Here is a 24,886-nt window from a genome sequence, read left to right as displayed (position 1 = left end):
ATGACCGACCTGCCCGACCTGCCCTGCCCCATCGCGCCCTTCGTGCCCCACCGCCAGGCCATGTGCCTGCTCGAGCGGCTGGTGACGCTGGACGACGGCTGCCTCATCGCCGAGACCTGCCCCGGGCCCGACGACCCCTTCGCCACGCCCCGCGGCATCCCCGGCTGGGTGGGCCTCGAGTGGCTGGCCCAGGCCGTCGCGGCCTGGGCCGGCGTCGAGGCGGCCCGCCGCGGCGAGGCCCCCGCCGTCGGCTTTCTGGTCGGCAGCCGGCACTATGCCTGCTCGGCCGGCCACTTCGCCCTGGGGCGCCGGGTCAGGGTCGAGGTGACCCTCGACTTCCGGGCCGACAATGGCCTGGCCGAGTTCCACGGCCGCGTGCTGGATCAGGCCGGGGAGCCACTGGCCGAGGGGCGGCTGCAGGTCTTCGAACCCCATCGACGCGGGGCCGCGCCCCGCCCCTACGAGGCACCATGAACGACAGCATCCTGATTACCGGCTCCAGCCGCGGCATCGGCCGCGCCATCGCCCTGCGCCTGGCTCGCGACGGCTTCGACGTGGTGGTGCACGCCCGCCGACCCTCGGCCGACGCCGAGGCCGTGGTGGAGCAGGTGCGTCGGGCGGGCGGCCAGGCCCGCCTGCTGTGCTTCGACGTCGCCGACCGCGAGACCGTCCGCCGCGTCCTGGAGGACGACGTCGCGGCCCACGGCGCTTACTACGGCCTGGTGTGCAACGCCGGGATCACCGCCGATGCCACCTTCGCGGCCATGACCGACGAGGCCTGGGACAGCGTCCTGCACACCCACCTCGATGGCTTCCACAACGTGGTCAAGCCGCTGGTCCTGCCGCTGGTGCGTCGCCGGGCCCCGGGCCGGATCGTGGTGATGTCGTCGGTCTCGGGAGTGATGGGCAACCGTGGCCAGGTCAACTACAGCGCCGCCAAGGCCGGCCTGATCGGCGCGGCCAAGGCCCTGGCCGTGGAACTGGCCAGCCGCGGGATCACCGTGAACTGCGTGGCCCCCGGGCTGATCGACACCGGGATGACCGAGGAGCGGCTGGATGCGGCGACCCTCGGCCAGATCCCCATGCGCCGCGCCGGCACCGCCGACGAGGTCGCCGCCCTGGTGAGCTTCCTGTGCTCCGGCGAGGCGGGCTACATCACCCGCCAGGTGTTCGGTGTGAACGGTGGCCTGTGCTGAGTCCCCACGCGGGGCCGACGCTGCACCTGGTCCTGGCGCGGGTGCCCCCCGGCCAGGGCCACGACGCGCCCTCGCGCCGAGGACGTGAGCTGCTCAGCCGCCTGGCACGGCGCCGGGGGCTGGACTGCCCGGTGGACGACTGGTCGCCCCGGGGCTCAGGGCCGCCACGCCACCCCGCCCTGCCGACCGGCCTTCACGCGACCCTCTCCCATCGCGACGACCGGGTCGTGGCGGGGCTCGCCGACTGTCCCGTCGGCCTCGACCTGGAGCATGCCCGGGCCCGCCATGCCGGGCGTCTGGCGGCGCTGGTCGCCCGACTGCCCGAGCCCGAGGTGCGTCGGGCCATCCTCGCCGCCGAGGATCCGCCGGCGGCCTTCTACCGGGCCTGGACCCTCCACGAGGCACTCTTCAAGCTGGCGAGTCTCGCCGAGCGGCCGCCGGCCGCGGTGCTCGCCACCCGCCTGGTCAGCCTCGGCCCCGGCGGCAGCCTCCACGCCTGGCAATGGCAGGAGGCCGCCTGGACCCTGTCGGTCTGTGCTCCCCATGCCGGGCTGCGCATCCACGCCGCCCCGCCATTGCCGCTGCGCCGCCTGGTCCCAGGCGATCCGCTCTGAGCCCGGCTTGCCAAGGGGCCGGCTAGCCGGCCTTCACCAGCGCCGTGACGGTGATCTCCACCCGGAGCTTGTCGGCGGGCATCGGCGCACAGACGCAGGTACGCGCCGGGGCATGGCCTTCCGGCACCCAGGCATCCCAGACGGCGTTCATGGCCGCGAAGTCGTGGCCTTCCTTGAGATAAATGGTGGCGGTGAGCAGGTGCTCGCGATCCGAGCCGATCTCCTCGAGCAGGGCGTCGACCCGGGCCAGCATGCTCTCGGTCTGCTCGGTGATATCGCCCTGACGGGCCTCGGGCCCGGCCACCTGGCCGCATAGGTAGGCCACGCCATTGTGGATCACGGCGCGGCTCATGCGGGCCTTGGTATCGTGGCGTTGAATGGTCATCGATACGTCTCCTAGCGATAAAGGGGAAGGCCAGATGATAACCCGGCATAGAAGGGAAAAGCAGTCGATATCACCGAGTCATTCGGCACAGTCGATACACTTCAACACCACGGGGTCTCCCTCCAGGCGCCGGACCGCGATCCACTCGCCACAGGCGATGCATACGCCGTACTCGCCCCGCTCGATCCGCGCCAGGGCCGAGGCGATGCGCGTCAGGGTCAGCCGACGGCGCTCCTCCTCGGCCTTGGCCATCGCCTGGCCCTGGAGGGCATCCATGCGCGACAGGCGTCCCACCGAGGACTGATCCAGCATCACGGTCTCGCGGGCATCGCGACTGTCGGCGCTCTGCTGGAGCAGGTCGTCGCGCATGGCCTCGAGGCGAGCGGAGACGGTCGCCATGTTCAGGTCGAGATGATTCATTTCCGGCTCCGTGGGCAGGGAGAGGGCGGCACGGGCAGGCACGCCCGGCATACGTTCTTGCGTTCGCCCTGTAAGCATTCGTCATCGGCCTCGACTCATCAAGGCATATCGACGCATCGCCTCGATGCGCGGTGGCACCACAACCATGTTGACGACCCACAGGAGAAAGACCGTAGGACGTCATGCGCCCGGTTCCAGGCCGATACGCGCTCATCCTAGGGGGTAACCCCCTGGGCCTCGGGGCTGGCCAGCACTCCCTGGGCCAGCCACCAGCTGCCGACCAGCAGCGCCAGCATGCCCGCCAGCACCAGGGTGAAGGTAGCCCCCAGGTCGAGCGCCACCCCCAGCACCGCCGGGGCGATCCCGGTGGAGAACACCATGGCCGCGCTCAGGGTGGCACGCACCCGGCCCAGGTGCTCGGCACCCCAGAGCCGCACCAGCAGGCTGGTGGCGATGGACTCCTGGGCGCCCATCGCCAGGCCGCCCCCCATCATCAGGGCCCATACCGCCAGGTGCCCGCCCAGGGTGATGGCCAGCGCCAGGGCCAGGGCGAAGGGCAGCAGATAGAGGCGCGCCAGGCGCACCGGCCCCAGCCGGTCGACCCAGTGGCCGCCGAGCAGCGCCCCGGGCAGCTTGGCGAGCCCCATGCCGGTCAGGGCCAGGGAGTAGATGGCCAGCGAGCTGCCCATCGCCTCGGTCAGGTGTGCCTGGAAGATGAACAGCCCGGTCATGGTGATCGGCAGGACCATCAGCAGCGGCAGCAAGCGCCAGAAGCGCGCCTCGCGGAAGGGCCGTGGACCATCGCGGGTCGCCTGCCGGTCCCCCCGCGAGCGCGGTGCCGCCGGCCAGGGGGCGCCAGCCAGCATCAGCAACCACGCCAGGGCGACCCCCGCGGCCAGGCTCCACCACAGCTCGCGCCAGCCCAGCCACACCAGCAGGGCGGCCACCAGCGGCGGCAGCAGGGTCTCGCCGAGCATCAATCCCAGCCCGGCGAGACCCAGGGCCCGGCCACGCAGGGCGGTGAACTCGCGTCCCGCCAGGGTATTGCCCAGGTGGCTCATCATGCCCTGGCCGCACAGGCGCACCAGGCCCAGTCCCAGCAGCCCGACCAGCCACCCGGGGGACAGCGTCAGCAACAGGATGCCGGCGAGCAGCGCCAGCAGGACGGCCAGGGCGAAGCGACGCGGCGCCACCCAGTCGATGCTGGGACCGAGGCGCAGCATGGCGAAGCCACTGGCCAGGGTAACCAGGGCGTAGGCGGTGCCGAACTCGCCGGCGGACAGGCCCAGCCGTTCGCCGATGGGAACCTGGAAGAGGCCGATGAAGAAGCTCTGGCCCAGGCTCGACGAGAACATCGCCAGGAAGGCGATGCCGAGCAGTCCCCGATGGTCCCTCAACAGGGTGCGATAGCTCATGGTGGTCTCCGGTTGGCAGCAAACCACGACAAAGGCCCCGCCGGGGCGGGGCCTGAGCCTTGCGGGGCGCCCCGAGATCCCGGGGCGCGACGACCTAGCGCAGCAGCAGTACGGGAATGCTGGCCCGACGCAGCACCGAGGTGGTGGTGCTGCCCACCAGCAGGTGGCGGATGCGCGAATGCCCGTAGGCCCCCATCACCACCAGGTTGATGGCGTGCTCCTCCTTGTAGGCCCGCAGGGTCTCCTCCACCTCGCCGGCCCGGATGGCCCCCTCGGCCTCGTGGCCCGCCTCACGCAGGGTGGCGAGCGCCCAGTCGAGCTGGGAGCGGTGGTCGCCGGTGTCGGCGCCGACGATCAGCACATGGCAGGGAATGCCCTTGAACAGCGGGCTCCTGGCCAGCATCTCGACGCCCTTGCGAGTGGTCGTGCTGCCGTCGAAGGCGATCATCACCCTCTCGGGGCGCTGGAAGGCCTCGGGCACCATCAGGATCGGGCGATGCAGGCTGCGGACCACCCGTTCCAGGTTGGAGCCCAGGTGCTCGCTGTCCTGGTGGGCGGTCTCGCCGCGCTTGCCCATCACCAGCAGCCGGGTCTCGTCGGCCAGTTCTTCCAGGGTCTCCACCAGGGTGCCGTTGCGCTGGCGGGTGGCGGGCTCCGCCACGCCGTCCTCGATGGCTCGATCCCTGGCCGCCTGGAGCATCAGGCGGCCCCGTTCCTGGGCCACCTTGGCGCGCTGCTCGTCCAGGTGCGAGAGCTCCTCGAGCAGGTGCTCCCGGGAGCCCAGGCCGATGTTGCCGGAGAGATCCGCCTCGGCGGTCTGGGGGTGGTTGTCGACCACGTGGAGGAAGGTCAGCGGCGCCTCCAGCGCCAGGCTGGCCCAGGCCGCGTAGTCACAGACGCCCTCGGAAAACTGCGAGCCGTCGATGGCGGCCATCACCTGTTCTGTCATCTTTCTGTCCTGAAGCCGGCGTGTGTTGTCTCGTTACCCACGTTCTACACCATCGCGGCCGCCCCGTCACAGGGGCGGAGGTCGGGCGGCGCCTCAGTGCCCGCCCATCAGCTTCTCGACCGCCTCGGGGTCATCGTGGATGGCGTAGCGGTCAACGATGGTGGCGCTGGCCTCGTTGAGGCCGATCAGCGCCACCTCGGTGCCCTCGCGGCGGAACTTGATCACCGCCCGATCCAGCGCCTGGACGGCGGTGATGTCCCAGAAGTGCGCCCGCGAAAGATCGATGGTGACCTTCTCCACGCTCTCCTTGAAATCGAAGGCGGCGGCGAAGCGCTCGGAGGAGGCGAAGAATACCTGGCCGACCACCCTGTAGATCCGGCGGCTGCCCTCGTCGGCCTCCTCGGAGCCGATATAGAGGATGTTGCCGACCTTGTTGGCGAAGAACAGCGCCGCCAGCAGCACGCCGACGAAGACGCCGATGGCCAGATTGTGGGTCCCCACCGTGACCACCACGGTGGCGAGCATCACCAGGTTGGTGGAGAGCGGATGCTTCCTGAGGTCACGGATCGAGGTCCAGCTGAAGGTGCCGATGGAGACCATGATCATCACCGCCACCAGGGCCGCCATGGGGATCCGCGAGACCCAGTCGGCGAGGAACACCACCATCATCAGCAGGGCGACGCCGGCGATCAGGGTGGAGAGGCGAGTCCGGCCCCCCGACTTGATGTTGATCACCGACTGGCCGATCATCGCGCAGCCCGCCATGCCGCCGAGCAGGCCGGTGCCGATGTTGGCCAGGCCCTGGCCCTTGCACTCGCGGTTCTTGTCGCTGCCGGTGTCGGTGAGGTCATCGACGATGGTGGCGGTCATCATCGACTCCAGCAGGCCCACCACGGTGAGCATCACCGAGTAGGGCAGGATGATCATCAGGGTCTCCAGGTTGAGCGCCACCTCCGGCCACAGGAACACCGGCAGGGTATCCGGCAGCTCGCCCATGTCGCCCACGGTGCGGATGTCCATGCCGGTCGCCAGATAGACGCCCGTGAGCACCAGGATGCAGACCAGCGGCGAGGGCAGGGTCTTGCCGATCACCGGCACGTAAGGGAAGAGATAGATGATGCCGAGCCCCGCCGCGGTCATGGCATACACGTGCCAGGTGACGCCCGTCAGCTCCGGAAGCTGGGCCATGAAGATCAGGATCGCCAGGGCATTGACGAAGCCGGTGACCACCGAGCGCGAGACGAAGCGCATCAGATCGGCCAGCCGCAGATAGCCCGCGGCGATCTGCAGCACCCCGGTGAGCAGGGTGGCGACCAGCAGGTACTCCAGGCCGTGCTCCTTGACCAGGGTCACCATCAGCAGCGCCATGGCCCCGGTGGCCGCCGAGATCATCCCCGGTCGGCCGCCGGCGAAGGCGATGATCACCGCCATGGAGAAGGAGGCATAGAGGCCGACCTTGGGGTCGACCCCGGCGATGATGGAGAAGGCGATGGCCTCCGGGATCAGGGCCAGGGCCACGACGATACCCGCCAGGGTGTCGCCCTTGAGGTTGGAGAACCAGCTCAGTTTCATCTTTTCGTACATGCTGCGGTCCCGTCAGGGGTGATTGTGATGCCGTGGGGCGCCGGGCTGCGTGACGTGCGCAACCCATCCCGACATCCCGAGGGAGGCCGACGCCGAGGCGTGTCGATGAGCAGACAGAAGTGCAAGGCGGGCGCGAGGGCGCCCTGGGCATCACGACGATGCCCGACCGCGATGACATCATGACGACGGCATCGCGATCCGAATCGGGAGGGAGATACTAGGGCGGCGTGGCCAGCCCGGAACGAGGAGTCATCACGGTCTGTCGGTTCCCTGGCTCGAGATCAGCGGGGGCGTTGAACGAACGTCTAACGAACATCCCCGACGAGAGCGCCAGAGTCTATCAGACTCGAAAGCCCGCTGCATCCGAGCAACGTTGTCCGATTACTCGTCCCGGGACGCCCCCGTGGGTCGCCGGCCGGCGCCTTCCGCCATCTGGCGGAAGGCATCCATCAGGTCGATGGGCAGCGGTACCACGATGGTGGAGGCGTTCTTGTTGCTCATGTCATTCATGGTTTGCAGGTAGCGCAGCTGAAGCGCCGCCGGGTTGGCCGACATGACGTGGGCGGCCTCGACGAGCTTCTTCGAAGCCTGCAGCTCGCCCTCGGCGTGGATGACCTTGGCGCGCCGCTCGCGCTCCGCCTCGGCCTGGCGGGCGATGGCACGGATCATGCTCTCGTCCAGGTCGACGTGCTTGATCTCGACGTTGGCCACCTTGATGCCCCAGCCCTCCGCCGAGGCGTCGATGATCTCCTGGATATCGTCGTTGAGCTTGTCGCGCTCGGAGAGCATCTCGTCCAGATCATGCTTGCCCAGCACCGAACGCAGGGTGGTCTGAGCCAACTGACTGGTGGCATTGACGAAGTGCTCCACCTGGATGATCGCCTTCTCCGGGTCCACCACCCGGAAGTAGAGCACGGCATTGACCTTGACGGTGACGTTGTCCTGGGAGATCACGTCCTGCTCGGGCACGTCCATGGTGATCACCCGCAGGTCGACCACCTCCATCTTCTGGATGCCGGGGATGATGATGAACAGCCCCGGCCCCTTCACCGCCTGGAAGCGCCCGAGGAAGAACACCACGCCGCGCCTGTACTCCGGCAGGATGCGGATCGAGGCCGCCAGCAGCATCAGCACCAGGACGACCGGCACGAGATAGGAAATCATCATGGTTGTCTCTCCTCGACGTTGAGGGCCGGCGTCCGCCGGCCTCCTTCAGGACGATCCATCTTCCGGCTCGACCTCGACGGTGAGGCCGTCGATGCCGACCACGCGCACCACCTGGCCGCGGTTCAGCGGACGACGGCTGCGCGCATTCCAGCGCTCGCCATGGAGTCGCACATGGCCCTCGCCCTGGAAGTCCTCGAGCACCTGGGCTTCGTTGCCCAGCAGCTCCTCCTGGCCGGTACGCGCCGGGCGCCGGCGCAGGCCGAGGAAGCGGGTCATGATCCACAGCATCAGCCCCGCCGCCACCAGGGCGATACCGCCGATCAGCGGCAGCGAGATGTTCAGGGTGTCGGCATCCATCAGCATCACCGAGCCGATCACGAAGGCCACGATGCCGCCCATGCCGAGGATGCCGAAGCTGGGCATCAGGGCCTCGCCGACGATCAGCCCCAGCCCCACCAGGATCAACGCCAGGCCGGCATAGTTAACGGGTAGCACCTGGAAGGCGAAGAGCGCCAGCAACAGGCAGATGATGCCGATGGTGCCCGGAACCAGGCTGCCGGGGTTGGAGAGCTCGAAGATCAGGCCGTAGAAGCCGATGATCATCAGGAAGTAGGCCACGTTGGGGTTGGTGATGACCTCCAGCAGCCGGGTGCGCCAGTCCGGATCGAAGCGCTCGACGGCCAGATCGGCGGTGGCCAGGGTCAGCGTACCGTCGGCCATGACCACCTCGCGGCCGTCGATCTGCGCCAGCAGGTCGTCGAGGTCGGTGGCCAGCACGTCGATGACGTTCTGCTCCAGCGCCTCCCGGGCGGTGAGGTTGACCGCCTCGCGCACCGCGGCCTCGGCCCAGTCGGCGTTGCGGCCATGACGGTTGGCCAGCGAGCGGATATAGGCCACGGCGTCCTCGAGCACCTTGCGCTCCATGGCGGTCTCGCCACGGCGCTTGTCCGGCTCGCTCGCTGGCGCTTCGGCGGTGTCGCCTGGCTCGCTGCCCGCACCCTCCTCGCTCGCCGAGTCGCCGCTCTTGTCCTTGCCGTCCTGGGCCTCGCCGTCCCCCTCGTCGCTCGGCGTCTCCGGCTCGCCGATGCCGGGGAGACCGCCCCCGCCGCCGATCTGCACCGGCGTGGCCGAGCCCAGGTGGGTGGCCGGGGCCATGGCCGCCACATGGCTGGCGTAGAGCAGGTAGGTGCCGGCGCTGGCCGCCCGGGCGCCGCCGGGAGAGACATAGAAGGCCACCGGCACTTCGGAGGACAGCATGGCGGAGATCATGTCGCGCATGGCGGCGTCGAGGCCCCCGGGGGTATCCATCTGCACCACCACCAGCTCGGCGCCGTCTTCCTCGGCGATCTCGAGACCGCGCATGAAGTAGTCGCTGGTGGCCGGACCGATGGCGCCGTCGAGGGTCATCATCAGCGCCGTGCCGCGCTCCTGCTGAGCCGTCGACTGCCAGGCGGCCAGGCTACCCAGCAGCAGACAGGCCAGGCTCAGCCAGAAGACGACTCGACGCCGGGACAGCGATCGCGTGGACATCATGGTGCCTCGCCTTGGCATAAGGTTAATCCTGTGATGCCGGGCCAGGCGATTCGTTCAGGCTCCGGGGCGCACCCCAAGGCTCGTCGCCAGGACATCGGCGCGAATCACCTGCTGCTCGGCGATCAGCTCGTTGACGACCGCCCGGCAGGCCGCGTAGTGCGGTGTTGCCTTGTGGGCCGCCAGGGCCTGTTGGTCAGTGTAGATCTCATAGAGGTGGAAGAGGTCCGGCGTATCGCGATCCTCGATCACGTCGAAGGCATGGCAGCCCGGCTCGTCGCGCACCGAGGCCTCGGCATTGGGCAGCATGGCCGCGAGGAAACGCTCGCGGGTGCCGGGCTTCAGTCGGGTCTGGACGATGATGCAGTACATGGGGGACTCCCGAGGGTTGTGGATTGGCGATTTTTATGGAAACATTTTCCAAAGCATTGATGAAGCCCCATCGCGCCGAGGAGGTCCCATGCAACGCCCCGCCCCGTTCAACGGCATGCGCCACATCGCCCTGCAGGTCCAGGACCTGGAGGCCTGCGAGCGCTTCTACGTCGAGGTGCTCGGCCTGGACGTGCTGCGCCGCGCCCACGACGACCTCGTCTACCTGACGCTCGGCAACGACAATGTCTCGCTGTCCCGGGCCCGCCGGCCCACCGCTGACGATCCCCAGCGCCTCGATCACTTCGGCTTCGTGGTCGATGCCCGCGAGGACGTGGATGCCTGGCACGCCTACCTGCTCGACCAGGGCGTCGAGGTGGTACGCGGCCCTCATGACCACGCCGACGGGGGGCGCAGCCTCTACTGCAAGGATCCGGACGGCAATACCGTGCAACCGCTCTACCATCCCAGCGTATCCGGCCAGCGCCTGCGCTGACCCGGTTGTCCCGCGGCGGTCGCTGGCCGCCGACTCCCCCGGCATGCAGACTCGTCAGGCGTCACCGGCCACGGTGGCGCCCTTCTTCGTGGCGCGACTGGCGATCACGGCGTCGGGCTGACAGGACGCGGCGTTGACGGCAAGCACCCGGCCGACGGGCGTCGGCGGCTATGCTGGGACACGAGGGCGCGGTCTTCCGGACCGCCGTTGTAAGGAAGGCGCGCCGCATGCGACCGAGCGCAGGCACGCCACCGACAAAAGGACTCCCGATGCCCGAGACGTCGTCCCACCCGGCCGACAGGGATCGCCGCGACGCAGACACCCTGCCGGCTCGCCTGACCCGCGCCCTGGCGCGGGCCGGTAAACGCGAGGCGATCCAGGATCTCACGACGATGGCCGATACCGGTCTCGCCCACTGGCATGTGTGGCTTCGCCGGCACGACGGCGACCTGGTGGCGCGCATTCCCAAGCAGAGCCAGATGGGCCTGCCGGCCCGGGATAACCTGGCCTACCAGGCGGCCTGCTTCGCGCGGGCCGCCGCCGGCGGCCATGCCCCGACCCTGCACGGCCTGCTGCCGCCGGACGAGGACCTGCCCCGGGGCGCCCTGCTGGTCGAGGCCATCGAGGGCCGCCCGGCACGGCTGCCCGAGGACCTGCCGGCCATCGCGCGCAGCCTGGCCGGCCTGCATCGGCTGCCCCGGCCGCCGGCAACGGAGCGTGCGCCCCTGCAGGCGCCCGACGATCCCTGGCGGGCGATGCGCGAGGAGGTGTTCGGCCAGGCCGCCGCCCTGCCCGAGGCGGGGCTCGGGGTCGAGGCGAACCGGCTGATCGAGGCCCAGCTCGCCGCGCTCCCCGAGCGGCTGCCGGAGGCCGCGGGCATGGCGAGGCTGATCAGCTTCGATGCCCACCCGGGCAATTTCCTGGTCGAGGCCGGCGGCCGCGCGGTGCTGGTCGACCTGGAGAAGTGCCGCTACGGCCTGCCGGGCTTCGACCTGGCCCATGCCAGCCTCTATACCTCCACCACCTGGGACCTCGCCAGCCGGGCGGTATTGAGCCTCGACCAGCTCGCCGACTTTCATGCCCAGTGGCGAGAGGCCATGGGCCCGGCCGCCGCCGCGCATCCCCCGGAGGCCCTGCTGGCCTGTCGCCGCGCCATGTGGCTGTGGTCGCTGACCTGGTGTGCCAAGTGGCGCGTCGCCCAGGGGCGTCGGCCGCGTCACGCCGGGGACGGCGAGGACTGGTCCGCCGCGCTCAGCGAGGACGCCCTGGTCGCCCACGTGCGCGACCGGGTCGATCACTACCTGGCCCCGGCCACGCTGCGGCGCGGCCGCGACGAGCTCGAGGCCCTGGCGGCGCGTTTCACCCGCTCTCCCCACTGCACAGGATCACCACGATGACCCCAAGCGATCTGGCCCGACGCGCGCTCCCCCTGCTGCTGGCGATAGCCCTGGCCCTCTCGTTTCCCGCGGCGGCGACCGCCGAGACGAGCCTGCCCGAGGACTGGGACGACATCGAGACCCAGGCCCGGGGCCAGACCGTCTACTGGAACGCCTGGGGGGGCGACGCCGCCGTCAATCGCTATATCGGCTGGGTGGCCGGGCGGATGGCCGAGCGCCACGGCGTGGAAGTGGTCCACGTCAAGCTCGACGACACCGCGGCGGCGGTCTCCCGGGTCATCGCCGAGAAGTCGGCGGGCAACGTCGACGACGGCGCCATCGATCTGGTGTGGATCAACGGCGAGAACTTCGCCGCCATGCAGCGCAACGGCCTGCTGTTCGGCCCCTTCGCCCAGCGGCTGCCCCACTTCGCGCTGACCGCGCCGGACGACAACCCCGAGATGCGCACCGACTTCACCCTGCCCACCGAGGGCTTTGAAGCCCCCTGGGGCAAGGCCCAGCTGACCTTCTACTACGATGCCGAGCGCGTCGAGACGCCGCCGCGCGACATGCGGGCCCTGCTCGACTGGGCGAAGGCCCACCCGGGCCGCTTCACCTACCCCCTGGTCCCGGACTTCCTGGGCAGCACCTTCCTCAAGCAGGCCCTGCTCGAGCTGGTCGAGGATCCGACGGTACTGGCCGAGCCGGCGGACGACCACGATGTGGCGGCGGTGACCGCCCCGCTGTGGGACTACCTGGATGCCCTGCACCCGCACCTGTGGCGCCAGGGCCGCCACTTCCCCGCCAGCGGGCCCGAACTCAAGCAGCTGATGGGCGACGGCGAACTGACCCTGGCCTTCACCTTCAATCCCGCCGAGCCCGCCGCGGCGGTGGCCGACCACCAACTGCCCCCCACCACCCGCAGCTATGTGCTGGACGGCGGCACCCTGGGCAATGTCCACTTTGTGGCGATCCCCTTCAATGCCCGGCACAAGGCCGGCGCCATGGTGCTGGCCAACTACCTGCTCTCCCCCGAGGCCCAGGCCCGCAAGCAGGACATCGCCGTCTGGGGCGATCCCACCGTGCTCGACATGGACCGGCTCGACGCCGACGCCCGGGCACTGTTCGGCGGAGACGACGACCACCCGGCGCGCCTGCCCCCGGAGGCCCTGGAGAGGCTGCTGCCCGAGCCCCATCCCAGCTGGATGGAGGCCCTGGAGGCGGCCTGGCTCGCACGCTATGCCCAGGGCTGATGCTCGGGCGGGATACTGATGTCGGGATTCCCCCTGGCGATTCGCCTGCTTCCCCGCCTCACCATCCTGTTGCTGGTGTTGCCCGTGGCCGCAGGCCTGGTGGGGGTCGTGGCGCCGGCCTTCGGCTGGCTGCCGGCGCTGGGTGGGCGGAGCTGGACGCTGGCCCACTGGCAGGCGCTGTGGCAGGCGCCGGGGCTCGCGGACATGCTGCGCCTGAGCCTGGTCACCGGGCTCGCCAGCACCCTGCTGGCCCTGGCCATCGTGGTGCTGTTCCTGGCGGCCTTCCTCGAGACGCCGCTGTTCCGGGTGGTCAGGCGCCTGCTGTCGCCATTGCTGGCGGTGCCCCACGCCGCCGCCGCCATCGGCCTGGCCTTCCTGCTGGCCCCCTCGGGATTCGCCAGCCGCCTGCTCTCGCCCTGGCTCACCGGCTGGACGCAGCCGCCGGACTACCTCTTCCCCGGCGACCCGGGCGGAGTGGCACTGATCGCCGGCCTGGTGCTCAAGGAGGTGCCCTTCCTGCTGCTGATGAGCCTGGCCGCCCTGCCCCAGTGCCAGGCCCGGGAACGCCTGATGGTGGCGCGCTCGCTGGGCTACGGCCCGGTCAGCGCCTTCGCCAAGGCCGTGTTGCCGGGGCTCTACCCGCTGATCCGCCTGCCGGTGTATGCGGTCATCGCCTTCGCCTCGTCCACCGTCGAGGTGGCGCTGATCCTGGGCCCCTCGACGCCGCCGCCCCTGGCCGTGGCGGTGGTCCGCTGGCTCGGCGACCCCGACCTCTCGCTGCGCTTCCTGGCCTCGGCCGGGGCCCTGCTGCAGCTCGCCGCCACCGGCCTGGCCCTGCTCGCCTGGTGGGGGGGCGAGTGCCTGGTGCGACGGCTGGCGGCCGGCTGGCTGATCGATGGCGGCCGGCGACGCGGCGAGGCGACCGGCCGGGTGCTCGGCGCCACCCTGACCTGGCTGGCCATCGGCCTGCTGGCGGCCAGCCTGGCCGGGCTGATCCTCTGGTCGCTGGCCGCCTACTGGCCCTTTCCCGCCGCCTGGCCCTCGCCGATGACGCTGCGGACCTGGCGGGAGGCCGCCGACACGGCCCTGGGTCCGCTGCGCCACACCGCCTCCATCGGCCTCGGTGCCACCGCGCTGTCGGTGGTGCTGGTGGTCGGCTGCCTGGAGGCCGAGACCCTGCGCCGCCGGCCACTGAGGCCCGGGGCCCAACTGATCCTCTACCTGCCGCTGCTGGTGCCTCCGGTGGCCTTCCTCTACGGCCTGGTCCAGCTCCAGGCCCAGCTCGGCCTCGCCGCCGGCTGGCTGGCGGTGACCCTGGGCCACAGCCTCTTCGTGCTGCCCTATGTATTCCTCTCGCTGGCCGAGAGCTACCGGCGGCTCGACCCTCGCTGGAGCCAGGTCGCCGCCGCCCTGGGGGCGTCCCGGGCCGCCACCTTCCGGCGGGTCCGGCTGCCCATGCTGACGGGGCCCATCGCCGTGGCCGCCGCGGTGGGCTTCGCGGTCAGCGTCGGCCAGTATCTGCCGACCCTGCTGCTGGGCGCCGGCCGGCTGGCCACCCTGACCACCGAAGCGGTGAGCCTGGCCAGCGGCGGCGACCGCCGCCTGACGGCGGTCTACGCGCTGGGCCAGCTCGCCCTGCCGGCCCTGGGCTTCTCGCTGGCCCTGGGCCTGCCCCGCATCCTCTTTCGCCATCGACGCCAGCTGCTGCCATGACCCAGACCACGCCCCCGACCGCTCGATCCCCGCTGATCCTGGAGGAGGTGATCATCCGCCACGGCGAGCAGACCCTGGTCGCCGTGGATGCCCGGATCCCGCCGGGCGAGGTGCTGACCCTGATGGGCCCCTCCGGGGTCGGCAAGTCGACGCTGCTGGCCCAGGTCGCCGGCTTCCTGGCCCCGGTGTTCCACGCCACCGGGCGGATCCGGCTCGGCGACGACGACCTGAGCCGTCGTCCTCCGGAGCGCCGTCGCCTGGGGCTGCTCTTCCAGGACCCGCTGCTGTTTCCCCACCTCAGCGTGGGCGGCAACCTGGCCTTCGGCATGCCCGCCGGAGGCGGCCGCCGACGCCGCCGGCGGGCCGTCGAGGCGGCGCTGGCGGACATCGGGCTGGCCGGCTTCGCCGACCGCGACCCGGCGACCCTGTCCGGCGGGCAGCGCGCCCGGGTCGCCCTGATGCGGGTGCTGCTGGCCGAGCCGCGGGCCATGCTGCTCGACGAGCCCTTCTCCAAGCTCGATGCCGCCCTGCGCGACGAGATGCGTCGCCTGGTGTTCGCGCGTATCCGCGCCCGGGGCCTGCCGACCCTGATGGTGACCCACGACCGCGACGATGCCGTGGCGGCCGGGGGGCGGGTGATCGAGCTCGCCTAGGGCGCGACCCGTGCCGGGACGCGCGGCACGGGCAGATCCTCCAGCCAGCGCAGCTCGCGGGGGCTGAAGCCGCCGACCAGGCGTGGCTTGACGACGTCGAAGAAGGGCGAGATATCGAAGTCCCGTGGCGTGAACAGGGTGTAGTGCCGCCGCCGGAACAGCCGACGATGGCCGGCGACGCGGATCGGCAGGATGGGGTAGTGCACCGACTGGAAGGCCTCGGCGAGCAGCGTCGAGCAGATGGCCCGCGTGGGATCGCCACTGCCGAGCGCCAGCAGGTGGCGCCGCCAGGCGACCGGCACCGGGGGCAGCGGCAACAGGTAGCGGGCCAGGTCGACGATATTGCGCAGGTCATAGCGATGGCCCACCCGGGCGTGGGCGAAGTCGATCAGCCGCTCGATCTCCACCGCCGACAGGCCCACCGGGCGACAGATGCGCAGGGTATGGCCTCGATAGGCCTCGAAGCCCACCATGCGCACCCCCTCGGCCAGGTCGGCCTCGATGAACCACTGGCCCGGCTGGGCGCCCAGCCGGCGGGCCTGTCGCTCTCCCACATAGAGGGCGGCGTGGGACCAGGAGGACTGGGTCAGGTACTTGATGACCGTGCTCAGTCGGGACGAGCCCTCGACCAGCAGGACATCGCCGGGGCGCAGGCAGCCGCGCACGTCCTCGTCATAGGGGGCCACCGTGCGGTGCCAGGGCCGCGGGCAGGACAGCCAGCAACCCAGCCAATAGCCGCAGCGCTCCAGCCAAGTCGTCATCGCCCCCCTCCCCGGGCCTGATGTCTCTGCTGCTCACGCCAGACCGCCAGGCGGACAAGCCCCAGCAGCAGGGCCAGGTAGGCCAGCGGGATCAGCCAGGGGGCCAGGACCGCCAGGCCGCCGGCGATCGGTAACCCCAGCCAGACCACCAGCAGGGGAGCACAACAGGCACCGCCGGCCAGCAACGCCGGCAGGGCCGCCAGCCCTCCGCTGGCGGGTGCACGCCTCGGGCAGGCGGCCGGTGCCCGGCGGGACAGCCACAGCCCGGCCAGGTTGCCCCCCAGCAGCAGGCCGAGTCCCAGGGCGATCAGGGTGTCGAGGGGACTGAGGGTCCACACCCAGGGCCCCAGTTCGACCAGGCCCACCGGCTCGAAGCGAAGCGGCCCACGGGACTCGAACATCCGATGCCAGGCGGTGATGGACAGGCGCACGTCGCCCCGACCACCGCCGGCGATATCGCCGGACAGCCACAGGAAGAGCAGTGCATAGCCCAGGGCCGTCGCGGCCATCATGGCGAGGGTGGCGGGTCGCGAGAACAGCGCCGCGAGCAGGCGGGCCAGGGCGGTCATGGCACCCCGCCTTCCCCGACCAGCAGGGTATCGGGATGGAAGCCGGCCCAGGCGAACCACATGACCTGGAAGGCGTTCACCGGCTCGAGCGCCTCGATCCCCGGCCCGCTCACACCGCCGGGGCCGAAGCGCAGCGAGGCGGGGTCGATCGCCTGGCCCGCGGAAGTACGGAACACCCAGCCGGTATCCAGCTCGGGATCGTGGATGACCACATAGGCATAGGCGCGCTCCCCTAGGGTCAGGCGCACCATCCCGGCCTCGCGCAACGCCGGGAGGCTGACGGCGGCGGCGCCCTCGGCCTCGCGGAAGGCCAGCACCATGGCCTTGGGCGGCAGGCGGGTATCCTCGGCCATCACCGGGAAGAGGCGCCGACTCTCGGGCCGATAGTAGCCGGCCACCGGGTTGTAGTCGCCATAGGGGTCGCGGCGATAGTTGCGCACATAGCCGGTGTCGCGGCTCAGCACCCGGGTCCCGGGATGACGCGCTCGCCAGGCCTCCCAGGTGGTCCATACCAGTCGCTCGGGAACCAGCCCCCGGCCGACCAGTGAGCCATCGATGGCCACGCCCAGCAGCTGAGGCCACTCGCTGTCAGTGGCCCGGTCGTACATCACCAGGTTGCTGTTGAGCAGGCGACCGGAGACGCCGAACTCGCTGTCGCCGCGACGGAAGCCCAGCGCCGACCCCGTCAACGGGCAGTAGGTGATGGCGAGCGACTCGCCGGCCACCACATCGTTGACGATCTCGTGCCAGACCAGGACGCGCTGGGGATAGGCACGGGCCTCGCCGTCGCGATAGAGGCCGATCACCCGGTCGCCCGACGCCAGCCAGGCGTCCGCCTCGCTCGCCGACACGAAGCGCGGCCGGTCGATGGCGGGAATGCCGTCCTTGCCCGGCCCACCGGGTCGCACCGCCTGCCGAAAGGCCGCCAGGGAATGCGCCAGCGGCACCTGGGGATCGGAGAGCGTCGGCGGGGCCGCCGCCCACGAGGCCGCCGCCCCGGCCAGGAGCAGAGACAGGCCCAGGATCACGGTCAACAAGGCACGTGCCATCATCGCGTTGTCCCCCTCGGCGCTTGAATCGCCTCTCTGGAATTCGTCGACGATCCGCGCCGGGACTTACACGGGCGCGAGTTCGCGGTAAGGTTTGGACAGGCGCGCCGCCCCAGGGGCGCCTTGCCCATGGACGTCGCCAGGACACCGACCGTGCACGACCCATACACTGCCCCGCCGCCCCTTTCCATCATCGTGCCGACGCTAGACGAGGCCGGCACGATCGCGGCGACCCTCGATGCGCTGCGCGCCTATCGCGAGCGCGGCGCCGAGGTGATCGTCGTCGATGGCGGCAGCCGGGACGATACCGTCGCCCTGGCCGAGCCCCGGGCCACACGGGTCGTCGTCGTCGCGCCCGGCCGGGCCCGCCAGATGAACGCCGGGGCCCGGCTGGCCCGGGCCCACCGGCTGCTGTTCCTGCATGCCGACACCCGGCTGCCGCCCGATGCCGACCGACACCTCGCCGCGGCCCTGGCCGGTGCCCACCACTGGGGCCGTTTCGACATCCGCCTGGCCGGGCGCCACCCGCTGCTGCCGGTGATCGCCCGGGCCATGACCCTGCGCTCGCGGCTCACCGGCATCGCCACCGGCGACCAGGCGCTGTTCATGACCCGCGAGGCCTTCGACACCGTGGGCGGCTTTCCCGAGCAGCCGCTGATGGAGGATATCGAGATGTCCCGGCGCCTGAAGCGCCTGTCGCGCCCGGCATGCCTGCCGGGCCCGGTGGTCAGCGACGGGCGGCGCTGGGAGTGCCGGGGCGCCTGGCGGACCCTCCTGCTGATGTGGTGGCTGCGCTACCGCTACTGGCGCGGGACCCCTCCCGAGCGACTGGCCAGGCACTACCGTGATGTCCGCTGAGCCCAGGGAGCGCGGCCCGCGGCTGGCGATCCTCGCCAAGGCGCCCTTGCCCGGACGCGTCAAGACGCGGCTGATTCCCGCCCTGGGCGAGGCGGGGGCGACGGCGCTGCATGTCCGGCTGCTGCGTCACACCCTGGCCATGGCGCTGGCGACGACACGCCCCGAGCGGATCACCCTGTGGACGGCCCTGGACCCTGCCCACCCACTGTTCCTGGCGCTCGCCGAGACCCACGGCATCCGCCTGGCCGCCCAGCCCGAGGGCGACCTGGGAGTGCGCATGCATCATGCCCTGGCGGCCATGCACGGCCCCGGCCTGCTGGTGGGCAGCGACTGTCCGGTGCTGACACCCGCGCTGCTGGGGCAATGCCAGGCGGCCCTGCAGACGGCGGAGGCGGTCTTCCTCCCCGCCGAGGACGGCGGCTTCGCCCTGGTGGGTGTCCGCGAGAGCCACCCCGGCCTGTTTCACGGGATCGACTGGGGCACGGCCCGCGTCATGGCCCAGACCCGGCAGCGGGCTCGCGCGTTGGGATGGCGACTGGCCTGCCCGGCCGAGGTATGGGATGTTGACCATCCGGAGGACCTGGGGCGGCTCGCCGCCCTGGACGCTTTCACGCCCTGACAGGGAGGCCATGTGACCTCGACAAGCACCGACGATGATCGCCACCGCCGCCTGGCGGCCGTCAGGCCGCGCCTGGTGGCCTTCGCCAGGCTGCATCTTCGCGATGCCGCCCAGGCCGAGGACGCCGTACAGGAGGCCCTGGTCGCCGCCATCGAGAAGCAGGACGCCTTCGCCGGTCGCTCCGGCTACGAGACCTGGGTGTTCGGCATCCTCAAGTACAAGATCCTCGACGCCATGCGTACCCAGAAGCGCCACGGCAAGTGGCAGCCCCTCGACGAAGAGATGGAAGACGAGGCCATCGATCGCCAGTTCCAGCGCAACGGCCGCTGGCTGGAATCCGCCCGGCCGGGGAACTGGGGCGAGCCGGAGGCGGCTTTCGAGAACGAGCGCTTCTGGCAGGTCTTCGACGCCTGCATGATCGGCCTGCCGGACAACCTCGCCCGGGTCTTCTCGCTACGCGAGCTGATGGGGCTGTCCACCGACGATATCTGCCACGAGGTCGGCATCAAGGAGAACAACTGCTGGGTGATGCTCCACCGGGCACGCCTGCGCCTTCGCGCCTGCATCGAACGCGGCTGGCTGGAGGAATCGGCATGATGATGTGCAAGGAGGCGACACGCCTGATGTCGCTGAAACGGGACCGCTCCCTGACCTTCCAGGAACGCCTGTCGCTGCGCCTGCACCTGGCGATGTGCGGCGCCTGCCGCAACTGCGACCGCCAGTTCGAGCTGCTGCACCGGGTAGGCCACCACTATGAACCCACGTCCGAAGGCGACGGAGAACGGGACGAAGAAAACGGCGATGGGGATCCCGACTCACCGGGCCGCTGACCCCCCTTGAATGACGGGGCGCCGCTCGGCGGCGCCTCGTCCCTGCATCATGGCACTTCAGAAGTCGTATTGAGCGGAGAACTGCAGCCGGGTGTTGTCCGCATCGTCGCGATTCTGCAGCTCCTTGTAGGCGTGCGAGACCTCGAAGCCCAGCGTCACCGGGTCGCTCCACTGGTAGAAATGGCTGAAGTGGATGCTCTGCAGGCTCCGGGTCGAGGTCGGGAAGAGATCCTCTGGGCGATCGCCGCGCACCAGGCCATAGGACAGACTCGAGGTGAAGACCGGAGTCCACTCCTGAACGACGGCGGTATTGAAGCCGTAGGCCTCGATGGTCTCCAGGCTGCCATCGGCATCGATATAAGCCGCCCCGATGGAGTCCCCGTCCTCGGACCCGTTCGCCGTGTAGATGTAGCGGCCGATGCCGTCACCATACAGCACCCCCGCCATCAGCCGAGTGCTGTCGGTCACGTCGACATTGCCCGCCAACATCAGCCCATAGCCGGTGGCGGCATCGTCGCTCGACGCCGACGCATCGTCGGTCTCGAGGCGCCGCACCAGCGCGCCGGTTTCGACGGCCGACGCCTCCCCTTGCCACTTGTAACGCGCCGTGATATCCGGGGCCGTATCCCGTGACTCGGCGAAGCCCGTGCCCTCCGGGTTCTCCGCGGCGAAAGACAGCTCGCCGGGCCCTACCGGCAGGGTATAGCGCACCTGGGCCTGGCGAATGAAGCTCACCCCCACCGGGCCATCGAAATCGACGGTGGCCGGGTAGGCGGAGAAGTGCATGAAGTTCGACCAGGTCTGGCCGGCCAGCAGGCCCGCCAACTCGCCATAGGCATGGCGCAACCGAAAGCCGCGGGAGTTCGAGAAGACCTCGTTGCCGCCCCCACCGAAGAAGTCGCCCTCGATATACGTGGTGGCATCGCCCAGGGAGGTGGGCGTCGAGGTCTTGATATACAACCGGGACTGGCGGGCATGGGAGCGGAAGGAGGGGTCGCTCGAGTCGTCCGAGGCATCCAGGCCATCGACGAACAGGGTATCGCCGAGGTCCTGGTCCAGGTCGTAGATGGCGTCGAACTTGACATAGCCGCCGATCTGCACCGAGGTCTCGGTTCCCGGCAGCTTGAAGCTGCCGGGCATGTCCCCGCCGGTCACCACATCGGCCGGCACGTCGGCCTCGACCTGGCGTTGCTCCGCCGCCTGGCGCTGTTCTTGCTCGAGTCGCTCGATCTGGCGCTGCATCTTCTGCATCTGGGCGCGCAGTGCCTCCAGGGTGGCCTGGTCGGACATGTCATCGGCCAGTCCGGGTTGTGCGGCCACCGACAGTATCCCGCCAAGCCCGAGAGACAGCGCCCAAACAGCAGGGAATCGTGAACTGCGTGAATGATCCATGAGAGTCACCTCTTGTTATGGTTATTGAATCAGCCTTCCCGACCCGACAGTGGCCTCATTTGACTGAGGCCGACGCCGAGGCCAAGGGGCGTCACACCCCTGCCAGTTTGTCGCCTGACACAGCCCCGGCTTACTCCAGGATCATCAGGATCTGATAACGCGACGTCTCGAGTTCGCTTCGGGTACCGAGGGTGTACCCCTCGACTTCGAGCAGGTAATCCCCCGGCGAGACCTCGGCTCCGAGCAGGAAACCTCCCCCGGCAGGGGGAGAGGCCGCCACCCGACGCGCCTCGCCATCGAGCAGGCGTCCACGAAGCCGCAACTGTTCACTGGCGGTAAAGGCCCAGCTCCGTCCCTGAAGGCGCAGGGTCGCGGGCGAGGAGATACGAATGGACAAGCGATGCACGCCACGCCGACAATCACAGCGAACCTCACCTTGCTTGGCTTGGTCGGCTACCGGCGTCCCCCCTTACTACAGGCGCCTCGGGGGAGGAGGTGGTGGGGAACCGGAGCTAGTCGCCGGCGGCCGCCTCGGCGATGCCCGACAGGGCTCCCGCCACCTTGCCCAGCGGCAGGTCGCAGGCCCCGAGGTCATGGCGCCGGGCCAGGTAATGGGGATCGTTCCATTCGATGCGGGTGCCCTCGGCGGTCTCGCGCAGCAGCATCTTCTGGGGAAGGTCCAGGGCGAGGCTGCCCCGGCATTGCATCATGGGGGTGCCCACGGCCGGGTTGCCGAAGATGAAGGTGCGTGTCTCGGGCAGCTCGAGATCGACCCCGGCGGCATTCTCGGCATGGTCGACCACCGTCATCAGGCGCATGCCACGGGCCTCCAGGGCCTCGCGCAGGCGGCCGTCGACCCGGGCGACCTCGTCCTGGCTTATCCTGTGAAGGATGCCGTGTCGTGATGTCTCGCTGGCGTCATCGGCGGCGGCGCCGAGGGCCACCCCCATCGCCAGCCCCAGCATGGCCAGGGGCCTGGTCACTCGCCTCATGGCATTCCCTCCCGTCGATGGACGTCCTCAGCCTTGGCGACACCCGGCAGCGGGTCAAGTCATCAGGGCAACATGTAAGGAATGCCCGGCCGCCGCGACACAGCCCCTCGCATTGCTCCAGCCCCCGTAAGGAGACTCCATGCGTCCCCATTCCCCTGCCCCGCAACGCCTGGCACTGCGCCTGCTGGCCGGCCTGCTCCTCGGCCTGTCGAGCGCCTCGGCCACCGCCGAACTGGCGTTCTCGCCCCGGGACATCCTCGCCTGGCCCAGCCGCTCTTTCGCCGGCCATACCGAATACCGGCTGGTGGAGCTCGACGGCCGGCTGGTGCTGCGGGCCCGGGCCGATGGGCAGGCCTCGGCCAAGTACCTGGAACGGCGGATCGACCTGACCGCCACGCCCTATCTGAAGTGGTGCTGGCGGGTCTCGGGGATCTATCCCGGCCTCGACGAGACCACCAGGGGCGGGGACGACTACCCGGGGCGGGTCTATGTGGCCCGGCGCACCGGCCTGCTGCCCTGGCAGGTGCAGTCGGTGAACTATGTGTGGTCGTCGACCCAGGCCGCCGGCAGCGACTGGCCCAACGCCTTCACCGACCGTGCCCACCTGCTGGCCCTTCAGGGGGGCACGGCCCGGGTGGGCGACTGGGTCGCCGAGGTCCGCGACGTGCGCGCGGACTACCGCCGCCTGTTCGGGGCCACCCCGGCGACCATCGACGGCGTGGCCCTGATGACCGACGGCGACAATGCCGGGGGCGATGCCCGTGCCTGGTTCGGCCGGCTGGTCTTCTCGGCGGATGCCACGCCCCTGGAGTGTCCCGCCTGACGCTCAGACCAGGGCGTCGACCAGCCCCGCCAGGTCCGCCACGGTGAGGTCGGGCTCGATGCCCCAGGGATCGAAGGGCGCCTCCGGCAGGCGCCGGACCCAGGCCGCATGCAGGCCGGCATGGCGGGCGCCGATGACGTCGAAGGCATTGCTCGAGATCAGCCAGGTATCACCGGGCTCCACCTCGAGGCGATGGCGCAGGTGGGCATAGACCGCGGGGTCCGGCTTGAAGCGCTTGACCTCCTCGACGCTGACGATGTCGTCGAAGCGCTCGAGCAGGCCGGCCTCGCCCAGCAGGCCCTCGACGGCGTCACGGCTGCCGTTGGAGAACGCCACGCAGGTCACGCCGGCCTCGGCGAGGCGCGCCAGGGCGGCCTCGGCCTCGGGGAAGGCCGGCAGCCGCGCATAGGCGTCCATCAGGTGATCCTTGTCGGCCTCGCCGAAGCCCGTACGCAGCGCCCGGTCGGTGTACTCGAGGGCCTCCCGGGTGCACTGAGAGAAGTCCACGTAGGCCCCCATCAGGCCGCGACGGAAGCTGTACTCGAGCTGCTTGTCCCGCCAGCGTCGCGAGAACTCCGGGGCCAGGTCGGACTGGCCCTGGGCGGCCAGCCGCTGCTCCAGTTCGGTGACCACGCCATGGGTATCGATCAGGGTCCCGTAGACATCGAAGGCCAGTACCATTGCCATCTCGTGCTTTCTCCTTGCGTCGATCACTGGGCTCACCCGTGCAGCCTGCGCCAGGCCGGCGCCGGGCACAAGGCGACCTAGGTCCCGACCAGCCGCGACAGCGCATGGTCGGCGATGGCGGTGTCCTGGACGCCGGTCCCGGTGAGGTCGCAGACCGTGATGGTGGCCGCCGAGAGCCGCAGCATGTCACCACCGGCGATCACCCGGCCCAGCTCGTGGACCTTGAACGGTGTCTCCCGGCCGGCAAAGGCCTTGAGCTCGCCGTTGGTCTCGCTCTGGGCCCGGCTGTCGGCGACGAAGGCATCGGCCCGGGTCAGCACCGAGGCATCGAGCTCGCGCTTGTCGGGACTGTCCGCGCCCATGGCGGTGACGTGCACGCCCTCCGGGAGGTCCCGGGCGAAGAGCAGCGGCGTCCGGGACGGCGTGGCGGTGACGATGATATCGGCCGCCGCGCAGGCGGCGGGGACCTCCTCATGGACATGCGCCTCGAGGCCGCGGGCGCGCAGCCGCTCGGCCAGGGCCTCGGCGGCCGACCGGCGGCGTGCCCAGAGATCCACGACGCGGATGTCCCGCACCAGGCGCAGGGCCTCCACCTGTCGCTCGGCCTGCTCGCCGGCCCCCAGGACCGCCACCCGGCGGCTGTTCTCCCGGGACAGGTGACGGGCGGCGATGGCCCCGGCCAGGGCCGTGCGCACCATGGTCAGGTAGCCCTCGTCGAAGAGCACGGCCTCCACCTGACCGGTCCTCGCCGAGAACACCATCATCAGGCCATTGAGACTCGGCAGGCCGAGCCGGGGGTTGTCGAAGAAGCCGGGGCTGACCTTGATGGCGAAGCGCGCGGCGCCGCGGATATGCGCCGTCTTGACGTCCACCTCGCCATTGGCCTCCTCGATGGCCATGGAGAGGATCGGGGGCTGCACGGCCTCGCCGCGGCCCAGGGCGGCGAAGCCGGCCTCCACCGCCACCAGGGCCTCGCGGTCGATGCCCACGGCGGCCTCGATGGCATCGCGTTGATAGAGCTGCATGGGGAAATCTCCAGGGGTATCCGGATCAAGTGGTTGACGAGGACCACTTCACTCCTCTGCCTTGCTTTTCAGGATGGGGTATTCCGGAAGGTGCAGGATGTTGGCGGGCAGGCTGGTCATGCAAGCTTTCCTTGTAGACATGGTCTATCGGAGAACGCACC

At 70.3% G+C, this 24,886-nt stretch carries 29 protein-coding genes; 13 read left to right on the top strand and 16 right to left on the bottom strand.

Annotation, left to right across the window (positions count from 1 at the left end):
- Genes FHR97_RS16100 through FHR97_RS16090 form a run of 3 tightly spaced genes read left to right on the top strand, consistent with a single transcriptional unit; the run spans position 1 to position 1,810 of the window.
- Positions 1-474: a hotdog family protein gene (locus FHR97_RS16100; protein WP_183384816.1), complete on the top strand. Its 474-nt coding sequence runs from the start codon at positions 1-3 to the stop codon at positions 472-474.
- Positions 471-1,196: a 3-oxoacyl-ACP reductase FabG gene (gene fabG / locus FHR97_RS16095; protein ID WP_183384815.1), complete on the top strand. Its 726-nt coding sequence runs from the start codon at positions 471-473 to the stop codon at positions 1,194-1,196. Before FHR97_RS16100 ends, fabG begins: the two co-directional genes overlap by 4 nt.
- The gene (locus FHR97_RS16090; protein WP_183384814.1) at positions 1,190-1,810 is read left to right on the top strand and encodes a 4'-phosphopantetheinyl transferase superfamily protein; all 621 of its coding nucleotides are present in this window, start codon (positions 1,190-1,192) and stop codon (positions 1,808-1,810) included. Before fabG ends, FHR97_RS16090 begins: the two co-directional genes overlap by 7 nt.
- 22 nt (positions 1,811-1,832) lie before the next feature.
- Here the strand turns inward: FHR97_RS16090 and FHR97_RS16085 are convergent, their stop codons facing one another.
- The 8 genes from FHR97_RS16085 to FHR97_RS16050 all read right to left on the bottom strand — a co-directional run bounded on the left by FHR97_RS16085 (position 1,833) and on the right by FHR97_RS16050 (position 9,632).
- Positions 1,833-2,195 carry a RidA family protein gene (locus FHR97_RS16085; protein WP_183384813.1) on the bottom strand — a complete coding sequence of 121 codons (363 nt, stop codon included), beginning with the start codon at positions 2,193-2,195 and terminating at the stop codon, positions 1,833-1,835.
- A 78-nt stretch (positions 2,196-2,273) separates the two neighbouring features.
- On the bottom strand, positions 2,274-2,615 hold the full coding sequence (locus FHR97_RS16080; RefSeq protein WP_183384812.1) for a TraR/DksA family transcriptional regulator: 342 nt from the start codon (positions 2,613-2,615) through the stop codon (positions 2,274-2,276).
- A 215-nt stretch (positions 2,616-2,830) separates the two neighbouring features.
- Positions 2,831-4,030 (bottom strand): MFS transporter, encoded by a 1,200-nt coding sequence (locus FHR97_RS16075; protein ID WP_183384811.1) that lies wholly within the window; start codon positions 4,028-4,030, stop codon positions 2,831-2,833.
- A gap of 94 nt (positions 4,031-4,124) precedes the next feature.
- The gene (locus tag FHR97_RS16070) at positions 4,125-4,979 is read right to left on the bottom strand and encodes a universal stress protein (RefSeq protein WP_183384810.1); all 855 of its coding nucleotides are present in this window, start codon (positions 4,977-4,979) and stop codon (positions 4,125-4,127) included.
- Between the two features lie 93 nt (positions 4,980-5,072).
- Complete coding sequence (locus FHR97_RS16065; protein ID WP_183384809.1) at positions 5,073-6,563, bottom strand: SulP family inorganic anion transporter; 1,491 nt, start codon at positions 6,561-6,563, stop codon at positions 5,073-5,075.
- Between the two features lie 381 nt (positions 6,564-6,944).
- Positions 6,945-7,730: a slipin family protein gene (locus tag FHR97_RS16060; RefSeq protein WP_183384808.1), complete on the bottom strand. Its 786-nt coding sequence runs from the start codon at positions 7,728-7,730 to the stop codon at positions 6,945-6,947.
- 45 nt (positions 7,731-7,775) lie between these two features.
- On the bottom strand, positions 7,776-9,263 hold the full coding sequence (locus FHR97_RS16055) for an NfeD family protein (RefSeq protein ID WP_425486100.1): 1,488 nt from the start codon (positions 9,261-9,263) through the stop codon (positions 7,776-7,778).
- Between the two features lie 54 nt (positions 9,264-9,317).
- The gene (locus FHR97_RS16050; protein ID WP_183384807.1) at positions 9,318-9,632 is read right to left on the bottom strand and encodes a putative quinol monooxygenase; all 315 of its coding nucleotides are present in this window, start codon (positions 9,630-9,632) and stop codon (positions 9,318-9,320) included.
- A gap of 88 nt (positions 9,633-9,720) precedes the next feature.
- On the opposite strand from FHR97_RS16050, the gene FHR97_RS16045 reads away from it, so the two are divergent.
- From FHR97_RS16045 to FHR97_RS16025, 5 genes are all read left to right on the top strand, one after another.
- Positions 9,721-10,125, top strand: a complete 405-nt coding sequence (locus FHR97_RS16045; protein ID WP_183384806.1) for a VOC family protein — start codon at positions 9,721-9,723, stop codon at positions 10,123-10,125.
- Between the two features lie 269 nt (positions 10,126-10,394).
- The gene (locus FHR97_RS16040; protein WP_246404093.1) at positions 10,395-11,522 is read left to right on the top strand and encodes an aminoglycoside phosphotransferase family protein; all 1,128 of its coding nucleotides are present in this window, start codon (positions 10,395-10,397) and stop codon (positions 11,520-11,522) included.
- Positions 11,519-12,754 (top strand): ABC transporter substrate-binding protein, encoded by a 1,236-nt coding sequence (locus tag FHR97_RS16035; RefSeq protein ID WP_183384805.1) that lies wholly within the window; start codon positions 11,519-11,521, stop codon positions 12,752-12,754. Before FHR97_RS16040 ends, FHR97_RS16035 begins: the two co-directional genes overlap by 4 nt.
- An 18-nt stretch (positions 12,755-12,772) precedes the next feature.
- Complete coding sequence (locus tag FHR97_RS16030) at positions 12,773-14,467, top strand: ABC transporter permease (protein WP_183384804.1); 1,695 nt, start codon at positions 12,773-12,775, stop codon at positions 14,465-14,467.
- On the top strand, positions 14,464-15,120 hold the full coding sequence (locus tag FHR97_RS16025) for an ATP-binding cassette domain-containing protein (protein WP_183384803.1): 657 nt from the start codon (positions 14,464-14,466) through the stop codon (positions 15,118-15,120). Before FHR97_RS16030 ends, FHR97_RS16025 begins: the two co-directional genes overlap by 4 nt.
- On the opposite strand, the gene FHR97_RS16020 is transcribed toward FHR97_RS16025, so the two are convergent.
- From FHR97_RS16020 to FHR97_RS16010, 3 genes are read right to left on the bottom strand one after another with little or no spacing between them, the layout of a single operon-like run.
- Positions 15,117-15,881, bottom strand: a complete 765-nt coding sequence (locus tag FHR97_RS16020; RefSeq protein ID WP_183384802.1) for a YiiX/YebB-like N1pC/P60 family cysteine hydrolase — start codon at positions 15,879-15,881, stop codon at positions 15,117-15,119. The genes FHR97_RS16025 and FHR97_RS16020 overlap by 4 nt on opposite strands.
- Positions 15,878-16,450, bottom strand: coding sequence for a hypothetical protein (locus FHR97_RS16015; RefSeq protein ID WP_183384801.1), 573 nt, complete (start codon positions 16,448-16,450; stop codon positions 15,878-15,880). Before FHR97_RS16015 ends, FHR97_RS16020 begins: the two co-directional genes overlap by 4 nt.
- The gene (locus FHR97_RS16010) at positions 16,447-17,502 is read right to left on the bottom strand and encodes a DUF3179 domain-containing protein (RefSeq protein WP_183384800.1); all 1,056 of its coding nucleotides are present in this window, start codon (positions 17,500-17,502) and stop codon (positions 16,447-16,449) included. The genes FHR97_RS16015 and FHR97_RS16010 overlap by 4 nt, the downstream gene beginning before the upstream one ends.
- Positions 17,503-17,652: 150 nt before the next feature.
- Here FHR97_RS16010 and FHR97_RS16005 point away from each other — a divergent pair, with 150 nt between their 5' ends.
- Genes FHR97_RS16005 through FHR97_RS15990 form a run of 4 tightly spaced genes read left to right on the top strand, consistent with a single transcriptional unit; the run spans position 17,653 to position 19,806 of the window.
- On the top strand, positions 17,653-18,357 hold the full coding sequence (locus tag FHR97_RS16005; RefSeq protein WP_343065612.1) for a TIGR04283 family arsenosugar biosynthesis glycosyltransferase: 705 nt from the start codon (positions 17,653-17,655) through the stop codon (positions 18,355-18,357).
- Positions 18,347-18,976: a TIGR04282 family arsenosugar biosynthesis glycosyltransferase gene (locus FHR97_RS16000; protein WP_183384798.1), complete on the top strand. Its 630-nt coding sequence runs from the start codon at positions 18,347-18,349 to the stop codon at positions 18,974-18,976. Before FHR97_RS16005 ends, FHR97_RS16000 begins: the two co-directional genes overlap by 11 nt.
- Positions 18,977-18,988: 12 nt before the next feature.
- On the top strand, positions 18,989-19,573 hold the full coding sequence (locus tag FHR97_RS15995) for a sigma-70 family RNA polymerase sigma factor (RefSeq protein ID WP_183384797.1): 585 nt from the start codon (positions 18,989-18,991) through the stop codon (positions 19,571-19,573).
- Positions 19,570-19,806, top strand: a complete 237-nt coding sequence (locus FHR97_RS15990) for a zf-HC2 domain-containing protein (protein WP_183384796.1) — start codon at positions 19,570-19,572, stop codon at positions 19,804-19,806. Before FHR97_RS15995 ends, FHR97_RS15990 begins: the two co-directional genes overlap by 4 nt.
- Before the next feature lie 57 nt (positions 19,807-19,863).
- Here the strand turns inward: FHR97_RS15990 and FHR97_RS15985 are convergent, their stop codons facing one another.
- The 3 genes from FHR97_RS15985 to FHR97_RS15975 all read right to left on the bottom strand — a co-directional run bounded on the left by FHR97_RS15985 (position 19,864) and on the right by FHR97_RS15975 (position 22,190).
- Positions 19,864-21,126: a DcaP family trimeric outer membrane transporter gene (locus FHR97_RS15985; RefSeq protein WP_221187827.1), complete on the bottom strand. Its 1,263-nt coding sequence runs from the start codon at positions 21,124-21,126 to the stop codon at positions 19,864-19,866.
- A 202-nt stretch (positions 21,127-21,328) separates the two neighbouring features.
- On the bottom strand, positions 21,329-21,595 hold the full coding sequence (locus tag FHR97_RS15980; protein WP_183384795.1) for a hypothetical protein: 267 nt from the start codon (positions 21,593-21,595) through the stop codon (positions 21,329-21,331).
- 115 nt (positions 21,596-21,710) lie between these two features.
- Positions 21,711-22,190 (bottom strand): DUF302 domain-containing protein, encoded by a 480-nt coding sequence (locus FHR97_RS15975; RefSeq protein WP_246404092.1) that lies wholly within the window; start codon positions 22,188-22,190, stop codon positions 21,711-21,713.
- A gap of 139 nt (positions 22,191-22,329) precedes the next feature.
- On the opposite strand from FHR97_RS15975, the gene FHR97_RS15970 reads away from it, so the two are divergent.
- Positions 22,330-23,013, top strand: a complete 684-nt coding sequence (locus FHR97_RS15970; RefSeq protein ID WP_183384794.1) for a DUF3047 domain-containing protein — start codon at positions 22,330-22,332, stop codon at positions 23,011-23,013.
- A gap of 3 nt (positions 23,014-23,016) precedes the next feature.
- On the opposite strand, the gene FHR97_RS15965 is transcribed toward FHR97_RS15970, so the two are convergent.
- Both FHR97_RS15965 and FHR97_RS15960 read right to left on the bottom strand, forming a co-directional pair.
- Positions 23,017-23,700 carry a haloacid dehalogenase type II gene (locus tag FHR97_RS15965; protein WP_183384793.1) on the bottom strand — a complete coding sequence of 228 codons (684 nt, stop codon included), beginning with the start codon at positions 23,698-23,700 and terminating at the stop codon, positions 23,017-23,019.
- Positions 23,701-23,777: 77 nt separating this feature from the next.
- Positions 23,778-24,725, bottom strand: coding sequence for a cyclodeaminase (locus tag FHR97_RS15960; RefSeq protein WP_183384792.1), 948 nt, complete (start codon positions 24,723-24,725; stop codon positions 23,778-23,780).
- Positions 24,726-24,886: the final 161 nt, after the last annotated feature.

Origin of the sequence: Halomonas stenophila (genome assembly GCF_014192275.1) — a bacterium.
Lineage (GTDB): Bacteria > Pseudomonadota > Gammaproteobacteria > Pseudomonadales > Halomonadaceae > Halomonas > Halomonas stenophila.
Note: the sequence above shows the minus strand (reverse complement) of the source record. Positions and strands in the feature narration are given on the sequence as shown.